The organism is Bacillus marinisedimentorum (assembly GCF_001644195.2).
GTDB classification, from domain to species: domain Bacteria; phylum Bacillota; class Bacilli; order Bacillales; family Bacillaceae_O; genus Bacillus_BL; species Bacillus_BL marinisedimentorum.
The window spans coordinates 25,140-35,528 of sequence record NZ_LWBL02000056.1; the positions used below are offsets into that span (position 1 = coordinate 25,140).

At 45.5% G+C, this 10,389-nt stretch carries 10 protein-coding genes; 9 read left to right on the top strand and 1 reads right to left on the bottom strand.

Going from position 1 to position 10,389, the window contains the following annotated elements:
• The first annotated feature begins 9 nt into the window (after positions 1–9).
• The 6 genes from nrfD to A4U59_RS16655 all read left to right on the top strand — a co-directional run bounded on the left by nrfD (position 10) and on the right by A4U59_RS16655 (position 7,880).
• Entirely contained in the window at positions 10–1,290 is a 1,281-nt protein-coding gene (gene nrfD / locus A4U59_RS16630; protein WP_083270909.1) for an NrfD/PsrC family molybdoenzyme membrane anchor subunit, read from the top strand.
• Positions 1,291–1,295: 5 nt separating this feature from the next.
• A complete protein-coding gene (locus A4U59_RS16635) occupies positions 1,296–4,397 on the top strand; it encodes a molybdopterin-dependent oxidoreductase (RefSeq protein WP_066174878.1) in 3,102 nt (1,033 codons plus the stop codon).
• A 234-nt stretch (positions 4,398–4,631) separates the two neighbouring features.
• A complete protein-coding gene (locus A4U59_RS16640) occupies positions 4,632–5,219 on the top strand; it encodes a molecular chaperone TorD family protein (protein WP_066174864.1) in 588 nt (195 codons plus the stop codon).
• A gap of 24 nt (positions 5,220–5,243) precedes the next feature.
• On the top strand, positions 5,244–5,435 hold the full coding sequence (locus tag A4U59_RS16645) for a twin-arginine translocase TatA/TatE family subunit (protein WP_066174865.1): 192 nt from the start codon (positions 5,244–5,246) through the stop codon (positions 5,433–5,435).
• 178 nt (positions 5,436–5,613) lie between these two features.
• The gene (gene tatC, locus A4U59_RS16650) at positions 5,614–6,345 is read left to right on the top strand and encodes a twin-arginine translocase subunit TatC (protein ID WP_066174866.1); all 732 of its coding nucleotides are present in this window, start codon (positions 5,614–5,616) and stop codon (positions 6,343–6,345) included.
• A 626-nt stretch (positions 6,346–6,971) separates the two neighbouring features.
• Positions 6,972–7,880 (top strand): glycine betaine ABC transporter substrate-binding protein, encoded by a 909-nt coding sequence (locus A4U59_RS16655; RefSeq protein WP_066174869.1) that lies wholly within the window; start codon positions 6,972–6,974, stop codon positions 7,878–7,880.
• Between the two features lie 510 nt (positions 7,881–8,390).
• On the opposite strand, the gene A4U59_RS16660 is transcribed toward A4U59_RS16655, so the two are convergent.
• Positions 8,391–8,762, bottom strand: a complete 372-nt coding sequence (locus A4U59_RS16660) for a GNAT family N-acetyltransferase (RefSeq protein ID WP_066174880.1) — start codon at positions 8,760–8,762, stop codon at positions 8,391–8,393.
• A 294-nt stretch (positions 8,763–9,056) separates the two neighbouring features.
• Between A4U59_RS16660 and tatA (A4U59_RS16665) the strand changes: the two genes are divergently transcribed.
• The 3 genes from tatA (A4U59_RS16665) (at position 9,057) to tatC (A4U59_RS16675) (ending at position 10,315) form a co-directional block, all read left to right on the top strand.
• On the top strand, positions 9,057–9,260 hold the full coding sequence (tatA, locus tag A4U59_RS16665; RefSeq protein ID WP_066174881.1) for a twin-arginine translocase TatA/TatE family subunit: 204 nt from the start codon (positions 9,057–9,059) through the stop codon (positions 9,258–9,260).
• A gap of 22 nt (positions 9,261–9,282) precedes the next feature.
• Entirely contained in the window at positions 9,283–9,465 is a 183-nt protein-coding gene (gene tatA, locus A4U59_RS16670) for a twin-arginine translocase TatA/TatE family subunit (protein WP_066174871.1), read from the top strand.
• A 118-nt stretch (positions 9,466–9,583) separates the two neighbouring features.
• Positions 9,584–10,315, top strand: a complete 732-nt coding sequence (tatC, locus tag A4U59_RS16675; RefSeq protein ID WP_066174882.1) for a twin-arginine translocase subunit TatC — start codon at positions 9,584–9,586, stop codon at positions 10,313–10,315.
• The last annotated feature ends 74 nt before the right edge of the window (positions 10,316–10,389 follow it).

Sequence of the window (10,389 nt, forward strand, 5' to 3'; positions counted from 1 at the left end):
GGAACTTGTGTGGCAAATGTAGCGTATGAATCAAAAGAAAAACTTGTAACAAAATCGTCAACCTCTACGGTATACAAAGTCTGGGTAGGCAGTTTGCTGGCTCTATTGCTTATTGGAGGTTATTTCATCGCTGAACGTTTCATAACTGGATTAAGTGTTACAAACATGTCTTCAATTACACCTTGGGGCGCTTGGATTGCCTTTTACATTTTCTTTGTTGGGCTGAGTGCAGGCTCGTTTCTGCTCTCAACGTTGATATTTGTATTTGGCATGGATGAATATGAGCGGATTGGACGGATGGCCCTTTTTACCGCAATTGTCTGTATGATCGTCGCATTGACGTTCGTGCTTATGGACCTTGGCCGCCCTGAACGCCTGCTCAATGCAATCATTTATTGGAATGTGACAAGTGCACTCGGCTGGGAAGTACACTTTTATCTCGTGTACATTGCTTTGTTAAGTACTGAACTTTATATCGCAATGCGTGAAGATCTTGTTAAACTAGCAAAATCAGGAGCCGGCACAATGAAGAGCAAGGTGGCACGCTTACTGACGTTTAAAAACAGCGTGATCACTGATGAAACAAAAAAACGTGACCACAAATGGATGAAAATTCTCGGCACGATCGGTATCCCGATTGCGATTTTCGGCGTACACGGCGGAACAGGCACCATTTTTGCCCTCGTAAAGGCGCGTCCGGCCTGGAATACGGGTTTGTTCCCGGTAATCTTCGTCGTCTCCGCCATGGTTTCGGGCACCGCGTTGCTTCTTGCTATGTATATCATAAAGAAAAAAGCGACAAAACAGGCGATAGACCATAGCATGGTCGTCTCCCTGTCCAAGATGATGGTAGCATTTTTGTTCATTGATCTCGGTTTGCAGTTTTATGAGTACCTTGTAGGAGCTTATGGTCTTGAAGAGGAACACCTGGCAAGCCTGGGCACGATGATGGCAAGTGAATACAGTTGGTCGTTCTGGGGCGTGCAAATGTTTTTGGGGGCTGTCATCCCGATTACCATAGTGTTCTGGAAAAAAACGAAGAATTCCGTTAACGCCCTGCTGGTTGCAGCCATTCTGATTGTTATCGGTATTATCGGGGTGCGGTTTAATATCGTGGTTCCTCCACTTGTTGTTCCGCTCTTCCACGAGCTTCCTGCAGGTAACTATTTCCCGACGTTAAACGAATGGATGATCAGTCTTGGTGTCGGGGCAATGGGGTTATTGATTTATACGTTCGGTGAGCAATTGCTGCCGATCGAAGAACAAAATTCTTCTGAGCAGACGGAGTGATGGATATGGAAAATAAATCAATGAAGCGCAGAAGTTTTCTGAAAGCACTGGGTTCCCTGGGAGCGGTAGCTGTAATCGGGCCTGCGTTTGTCGGTCCCGTGAAGCAGGCGATGGGCAATGTCTGGGTCGATGAAGGACACGGAGTCGGTACGGACTATCAGGACTATACGGCAGAAAACGTCATCTTCACAACCTGTGAGCAATGCAATTCATTTTGTACGATAAAAGCCTACGTTGTGGATGGCAACAAAACAGGGCCATACAGCTCAATCATCCGCAAAATTGCCGGTAACCAGTACAGCCCAATCACAATGGTTCCATTCGGGGCCATCGCGTATGACACCCCTGTTGATGCGGCAGTAAAAGGTACAGGCGATGTAAGAAAAGAAGGACGCGGATTCCGCGGCGGCAGAACGTGCTTGAAAGGGCAGGCCGGCATCCAGACTGCTTATGATGCCTATCGAGTCAAAAAGCCTTTGAAGCGTGTAGGGCCGCGGGGCAGCGGTAAGTGGAAGACGGTTTCCTGGGATGAAGTATACAACGAGATCATCAACGGCAGTAAAGACCTGGGCACCCCTGGATTGAAGGAATTGTCGGCTTACGTTCCTGAAGAGCCTGTCATGGCTGACTGGGAAAAGGTAAAGTCAGGCGAAATGCCGGCAGCCGAGTTTGATAAAAAATATAAAGATGTATTGATTGATACAAAGCATCCGGATCTCGGCCCGAAAGTGAACCAGATTGGCTTCATGGTCGGAGACCGCCGTGATTTCACGGAACGGTTTATGCTGAAAAGCCTCGGCACAGCAAATTACTATCACCACGGCGGAGTTTGCGGAATCAGTTCTGTAATGGGAAATGTACGCTCCTATTCTGGCGGAAAGAAGAAGAAACGGCAGTATGCCGACCTTGAAAATACGCTATATTTGATTGTCTGGGGTACAAACCCGCTCGTTGCGAATAAAGGACCGACATGGCTCGCGCCAAAGATCACGAATGCGATTGACAACGGCATGAAAATGGCAGTCATTGATCCCCGTTTCAGCAAGACAGCAGAAAAGGCGGACATGTGGCTTCCGGTGAAACCGGGAACAGACGGTGCACTTGCGCTTGCAATGGGCCGCTGGATCATTGAAAACAAACGATATGATGAAGAATATTTGCGCAATCCGAATAAGAAAGCTGCCGGAAATGACAGTGAGCCGACATGGAGCGATGCAACACATCTCATTAATCTGTCCGATCCAAAACGGCCGAAATTGAGGGCAAGCGATCTTGGCATCGGTACGGAAGAAGAATTCGTCGTGATGGCTGGCGGAAAACCTGTTCCGCATACAAAGGCAGAAGAAGGCGACTTGTATGTGGATGCAACCGTGAAAGGCCTGAAGGTGAAGTCAGCTTTCCAACTGTACAAAGAGCGGGTTATGGAGAGGACGCTTGAAGAATATGCGGAAATTACGACAATTGAAAAAGCGCAAATCGTAAAACTGGCCAAAGATTTCACATCCTACGGCAAGCGTGCCGCAATTATGGCATACCGCGGCCCGGCTATGCATACAAACGGTTATTACAGTCAGCGCCTTGTGGCAATGCTGAACCACTTGATCGGGAACTATGACTGGAAAGGCGGCAATATCACGACCGGTGCAAGTTACAAGGAATTCGAAGGGCGCTATGATCTCAAAAGTGTGGAAAAGCCGAATGTTGCCTGGGGCATACCGGTCGGGCGCTATACATCGAAATATGAGAAATCGACTTTGTTTGAACGTGACGGATATCCGGCCAAACGGCCCTGGTTCCCTTATAGTGCGCAGACTGTCCATGAAGTGCTGCCAAGCTCAGCCGAAGGATATCCTTATAAGCTGAACGCACTGATCACTCACAGGATGTCACCGGTGCTGTCAACTCCGAACGGAGGGGCACAGGAAAAAATCCTTGCAGATCAAAAAACATTGCCTCTTTATGTGGCATCTGATGTCCAGATCGGGGATTCCTCAAAGTACGCGGACTTCATTTTACCGGATACAACCTATCTGGAGCGTTGGGGAAGAGAATCCATCTATCCGAACATCACAACGAAATTCACGGGCGTATTCCAGCCGGTTACACGCGTATTCCCGGATGTGCGCTCATTTGAAAACAGCGTGATTGAAATCGCCAAACGGATGGAACTGCCTGGATACGGAGACAAGGCATTTCCGGATGGAAGTGCACTCCATTCTGAAGAAGATTATTACTTGAAGCGGATCGCCAATATCGCATTTGATGAAAAACCTGTTCCGGATGCTTCTGCAAAAGAATTGAATATATTTGAACAGGCCCGGAAGAATGCACTTGGCAAACACTTTGACGTGAATAGATGGAAACAGGCGCTGAAACCGGAAGAATGGGCAAAAGCCGTGTACGTCCTGAACCGGGGCGGCAGGTTTGAAGCACCGGGCGAAGATTATATCGGCGACCATTTGAAATATCAGTTCGGCGGCCAGGCCAATTTTTATGATGAAGGTGTGGCAGCTGGCAAAAACTCATTTGACGGCGCATTTTTTGAAGGCATGCCGATCGGCGAGGAAATCAAATACTATAACGGTGAAACAGTCAACCAGTCACTGCCGCTGCAATTCATCAACTGGAAAGCGCGGAACATGGGAACATACCGCAATATCAGCAGCACCTGGCTCAGGGAAGTTCGTTCAGATAACTATATTTGGATGAACGCAAAAGATGCCCGCCAGCGCGGACTGAAATCAGGAGATGAAGTTCGGGTCACAACACCAGACTTCGAGGCACGGGGCACAGTGTATGTCACCCAGGGTATCGCACCGGGCGTAGTCGGGGCGGCATACAACTTCGGGCAAACCGGATACGGCGCAACACTGCAAACGATAGATGGGACTAAACAGGAGAAGCTGCCAGAGTACGGTAATACACCGTTCGATTTCAACAGTAAACCAATGCACGAAGAAGCCGGATTCCCAGGTTCACGCAGCGATGGTTTCGTTGTCAACAAAATGCTGAAGAAGGACAAAGCCTATAAAGAAGGTACGATTGTCGATCAGATCGGCGGTGCTCCTGGACAGCTTGACCTTTATGTCGATATTAAAAAACTATAGAATCTGTTATAGTGAATGGTGGGTTTTGATATGGGAAGACAGGGGGGATCAGCTCACTCCCGCGGAAAATAAGAGCACAAGACACAGCAGCCGGTGATAAACGACGCTATATCCGGCAGTCCGCGGAAAAGGAGCGGATTCCTCTGACAGCAAAAGCTTTTGAAAGAGCTTTTTGGAAATCACATTGGGATGGCACATGGCAAAACGAAAAGATTGGTAAAAGGTGGGTGAAACATGACACAAAAAGTGGAAGAAACTTACGGGAGACTGATGCTCGCCAATCTGTTCACACAGGTGTGGCTCGGGGACTGGGAAGGCTATGAAAAGACATTTTCCTCCATACCGGAAGAAATAAAAGTCGAATTTCCGTTCCACAGCCATTATAATAGAGAAGAAGTGCCGATGTGGCATGAAAATCATTTCAGCATTCCGGGTGATTACTTCATTTCTCCTTATATGTCATCCTACTATGGAAAAGACGAGGAAGAAATGGAAAAAGCCAAGCAGGACTTGCTGTGCCTGATCGGCATGTTTGAAGAAATGGGATTTTATTTCCCGCTCGACAAAGGGGAATACCCGGATCATATCGGAAGCCTGACCGCTTTTCTCACAGCGGCGATCCAGGAAGAGGCTGAAGCCTTGAAGGCAGAAGACGTAGAAAAGGCCGAAAAACTGCGTGAACTGCAGCAGGAAACCTATGAGAAGTATATGGAGCCGGGCCTGGCCAAACTGGAACGAGCGGTTGAAGACAGGGCTTCCCATCCATTTGTTAAAAAATTTGTACCTTTTTACCGCACTGTGCTTGAAACTGCGGTGCTATGATGGACATAGAAAAGGAGTGATTTCATGCTATCGAACATTGGCGTACCGGGTCTCATTTTGATCCTGGTCATTGCTCTAGTTATTTTTGGGCCATCAAAACTTCCGGAAATCGGTAAAGCGTTCGGCTCCACACTGAAAGAGTTCAAAAAGGCAACAAACGATATGATCTCCCAAGGTGAAAAGAAGGAAGACGAAACCGAAAAGAAAGAAAGCTGATTGCTATTTATAAGGAAGGTGTGAGGGATGCCTTGCACCTTTCTTGCACGTTTATGCAGTATCTAACTATAACGGCCGGGGAGCGGAAGGTATTTCTGGCCAATATCATACATGTAAGCTGGCAGCTGCGGCTGCCGCGTTCATCAAAGAAGTTTCCTACCGGTGGAGGTGCTCGTCCATGCAAGATCAGGAAATGTCACTGGTCAATCATCTGGAAGAATTAAGAAAGAGAATTATCGTTGTCCTGGGTGCATTTGTCGTATTCTTTATTGTAGGTTTTGTTTTTATAAGGGATATATATGACTGGTTTGTCCGGGACCTTGACTTCAAGCTTGCCATCCTTGGCCCGAGTGATATCATCTGGATTTATTTCAAGCTGGCCGGCATGGCGGCGCTCGCCGGAACAATTCCTGTTCTAGTGTGGCAAATCTGGGTATTTATCAAGCCTGCGCTGACCAGGCGTGAGCAAAAAGTGACGCTGGCCTATATTCCGGCATCATTCGCCCTTTTTGTGGGAGGACTCGCCTTTGGCTATTTTGTTATCTTCCCGACCGTCTTTCAATTTTTGATTGAGATGAATGACGGTATGTTTGAGACGATGTTCACTATAGAAAAGTACTTCGATTTCCTAATCCATTTGACGCTGCCTTTCAGTTTTTTGTTTGAGCTTCCGGTCATCGTCATGTTCCTGACAAGCCTCGGCATTTTGACACCGCAGAAGCTTCAGAAAGTCAGGAAGTATGCCTATTTTGTACTCGTGATTATCGCAACGATGATTTCACCTCCTGACTTTGTGTCCCAAACGCTCGTCGCGGTTCCGCTTGTCATCATTTATGAAATAAGCATTCTGCTCTCGAAAGTGGTTTATAGGAAAAAAGCAAGGAAAGCAGAAGAGGCACTGGCAGATTGATTTTGATAGAGAAACAGCCGTTTTGTGTGATCGGCTGTTTTTTTTTATTGTGAAGGAAATTATAAAATGAGTAAGCGCTGTGGATAAAAAACAAGAAGGGAATCGTCCAGCTCCAGGCGTCAGCGGCTGTCGTCATAAACGGTGATCCCCTCCGGGAGGAAAGAGCACCTCCCTGCGGGTACCCCGCTTATACGTACGCCGCTAAACGGGCGCCTTGTGCATTTGTTCTGGTCCCGTATAGGGAAAGCAGTGCCGCAAAACTCCAGTGTGACCGGATTAAGGGAGCGGTATCCCGAATTCAGCGCCCATAACAGCTCCTGCATTGCCATTACGGACACTGAAGCGTAATTAAATCTACAATATAAAGCAAACTCTAATCAGTGCAGGCCGCGCCGCCTGCACTGACTCAAACAGGCAATCTATCAGGAGTGAAAAGCAGGATTTTCCCTACCGCATACACCCTTCTGTCAGTATGAGCAAGCAAAACAGAGATAGATTGAGGAAACTGTGTACAGAATAAACTGTACGTATGAAATAATCTTTATTCAGTGTATTCCTGCGGTTGCCCTCAAGAACTGGAATCTTTAACATATGAAGGGTGTATAAAAAGAAAAGGGGAGAGTTTAATGCAAAAAAAATTGTTGCGTCGTCTTGCATCAGTTGCAGTTGTGCTTATGCTGCTTGTTGTTGCAGCATGCGGGAATGATTCCGGTTCGAATGAAGGAAACAAAGAGGAGTCGGCCGGAACAGAGGAAAAAGGGAAAATCGAAATCGGTCTGAATAACTGGGCTGAAAACGTCGCCGTTTCGAACATGTGGAAAATCTTACTTGAAGAGGAGGGGTATGAGGTAGAGCTGACAAACGTAGAGAAAGCAGCCCTTTACACCGGCCTTAAAGGCGGCGACCTCGACCTCGGTCTGGAAGTTTGGCTTCCTTATACAGATGAAGTATTCTATGAAGACTACAAAGAAGATATTGCCTGGCATGAAAAGTGGTATGAAGGTACAGGACTCGGACTTGTCGTGCCTTCCTATGTGGAAATTGACACCATTGAGGAATTAAATGACAATACAGATCTGTTTCCGGAACAGCAGATTGTCGGAATTGATCCAGGTGCAAGCTTAATGCAAATGACAGAAAAGGCCGTTGATGAATACGGGCTTGATTATGAACTTACGTCCACATCCGGCCCTATCATGACAGCTGAGCTGAGTAATGCGATCAAGGCTGAAGAACCGATTGTCGTCACGCTCTGGAATCCGCACTGGGCTTTTGCTGAGTTTGATTTGAAGTACCTTGAGGATCCGAAAAATGTTTATGGTGATGCTGATGATATCCTGTTCGCTTCAAGAAAAGACTTCGGGGACGACTTCCCTGAAGTGCTTGAGTGGCTGAATAACTGGAAAATGGATGATGATTCACTTGGTTCACTTATGGCCATGATTAAAGATGAGGACGATCCGGTGAAAGGTGCGGAAAAATGGATCGAAGAAAATCGTGACCTTGTTGATGAATGGATGACTGCATCTGAGTAATTTAAAGCGGCGGACAAAATAAATAGCTGCAATAACCAGGAGAAGAGGCTGGGACATAAGTATTTCAGCTAATGATAAACCCGAACGATCAGGTAAGATTTCAATGAATCTTTCTCCTGACCGTTCGGGTTATTATTTACTCTCTTCAATAAATCTTTTGATGCTGCATACTATTTTTAAAACTAATGGAATGGAGCGGAGGACACCCGACTCCACGAAAATAAAAACCCATTTTTTTCGTGCGGTGTTATTTCAAAGAAGCTTTTTTAAAGTCGTACGGGAAATAGAGGAAAGGCTGAGACCCCGCAGGCGCAGCCGAGGAGGCTCAGCTTCCTCCCCGTTGAAAGCGAGTGTCTGCAGCGCAATGGAACGAACTTGTCTTTTCAGCTTAACTTATTATTAGTAAACAGTATTACGTTGAATAGTTATTGTTCGTCTCTAATCATGACTTATTTAGTTATGTCCCAACATCTTCTGTGCAATTTACTTCCAATTTAGTAACAAGGTGGACTATTCTTTCAAATTGACTTTAAACATTCCGGTCATATTTGGGGAATAGTCCTTGAAATTATATTTTTCATAAAACCCACCTTTTCCTTCTGAAGCGAATAATCCTATAAATGCTTTGTTTGGAGCATATTCTTCAATAAAACCCATTAAGGTGTTCATAATTTCTTTGCCAATTCCACATCCCTGATATTCGGGTTGGACGATGATGTCTTGAATATAGAAATAAATTGCGCCATCTCCAACAATCCGCCCCATTCCAATAATTTTATGACCATCTTTAACAAGTACGGAGTACACCGAATTTCGCAGTGAGGTTTCCGCGGCATCAAAATTCATCAAATCTTTCCATCCGACACTTGAACACAAATACATATATTCATTGAGTGTTGGGGTTGCAGCATAAATTAGTTCATAGTTTTTTGTCACGATGAGCCTCCTTAGATAAATCAAAAATAAGACTTAGATATTAATTATTAACCAAAGCTTCCTAAAAACCTTTTTCCTTTCAATGCCGTTATGTTTGCTTTAAAGATTGGGAAGGATATGGAAGAAATGTGAACATAGGCCTGAAATACAGGAGAAATCATGTCCTTTCCATATGAATTTCTTCCGATGGATATTATAATGAAGTTGAGCATTCAGGTATTACAGAAAGGAGAGGGAGACATGCTTACAAATATTGGCGTTCCCGGTTTGATTTTGATTCTTGTACTTGCACTTATTATTTTCGGCCCGCAGAAGCTGCCGGAAGTTGGCAAAGCAGTCGGACAATCTTTGAAGGAATTCAAAAAGTCCACCAAGGAACTGACCGGTGACTTCACTGAGGAAATCAAAGAAGTGAAAGAGGTTACAGAAGAGCTGAAAAAATAAACTGAAACGGGAGAGATCCAGTTTGCTCACAAACATCGGAATACCAGGGCTTATTTTAATCATCGTACTCGTTCTGTTCATCTTCGGCCCTAAGCGGCTTCCTGAGTTGGGGCGGGCAGTCGGTACCACGATTACAGATTTCAAGAAGACTGCAAGGGACCTCACTGAAGAGGAAAACAGTGAAAAACCTGAAAAGCAGGTGTGAGTTTAAAAGGTGTGAGGTATGCCCTTACACTTTTTTTACTGCCCGGAAATTGGCGGACCTTTGAATGAAAAAGGCTGCGCACATTGGCATTCTAAAAGATAGAAAGGGGTGTAATGTTCTGGGGGACCGTGATTTGACAGTTGTCCAACATCTTGAAGAACTTCGAAAGCGGCTTATGTATACAGTGGCCGCGTTTGTCTTGTTTTTCATCGTCGGTTTTATTTTCATAAAAGACATTTACCGGTGGTTCGTTCGTGATATCGAGTTTCAGCTCACTGTACTCGGACCGACCGAAATCATCTGGATTTATTTCGCGCTGGCAACCGTCATTGCCGTTACCGGAATGGTGCCCGTTCTGGTGTCACAGGTGTGGCTTTTTGTGAAACCGGCACTGAATAAAATGGAACAGCGCACGACCCTTATGTATATCCCTGCTTCATTCATTTTATTTGTCGCTGGGCTGGCATTTGGATATTTTATCGTTTTCCCGGTTGTGTTAGGTTTTTTGATTGAACTGTCAGGAGACATGTTTCAATTGACGTTTACGACACAAAAGTATTTCACCTTTCTGCTTCGGATGACGATCCCGTTTGCTGTTTTGTTTGAGCTTCCGGTTGTCATCATGTTTTTGACAAGCCTAGGGCTGATTAACCCAGTAAAGCTGAAGAAGGTGCGGAAGTACGCATATTTTGTGCTTGTTGTCGTTTCGGTCATCATTTCACCGCCGGATTTCTTGTCAGATATATTAGTCATTGTCCCGCTGCTTCTCCTTTATGAATTGAGCATTATGCTTTCCGGTTTTGTGTACAGGCGGAAACAGCGGAAACTGAAAAAGCTTTATGAGGAATAGGTTTCTGGAAAACCCATACGGACTGTATGGGTTTTTCTTAATAGGTAAGAAAGCATAAGTTTTTAAGCTAGATC

Coding starts and splice junctions, on each gene's coding strand:
- A4U59_RS16645 (WP_066174865.1), top strand. CDS start 5,244: ATGCTATCGAACATTGGCGTACCGGGTCTCATTTTGATCCTGGTCATT.
- A4U59_RS16660 (WP_066174880.1), bottom strand. CDS start 8,762: ATGTATTTGTGTTCAAGTGTCGGATGGAAAGATTTGATGAATTTTGAT.
- tatC (WP_066174866.1), top strand. CDS start 5,614: ATGCAAGATCAGGAAATGTCACTGGTCAATCATCTGGAAGAATTAAGA.
- A4U59_RS16640 (WP_066174864.1), top strand. CDS start 4,632: ATGACACAAAAAGTGGAAGAAACTTACGGGAGACTGATGCTCGCCAAT.
- A4U59_RS16655 (WP_066174869.1), top strand. CDS start 6,972: ATGCAAAAAAAATTGTTGCGTCGTCTTGCATCAGTTGCAGTTGTGCTT.
- A4U59_RS16635 (WP_066174878.1), top strand. CDS start 1,296: ATGGAAAATAAATCAATGAAGCGCAGAAGTTTTCTGAAAGCACTGGGT.
- tatA (WP_066174881.1), top strand. CDS start 9,057: ATGCTTACAAATATTGGCGTTCCCGGTTTGATTTTGATTCTTGTACTT.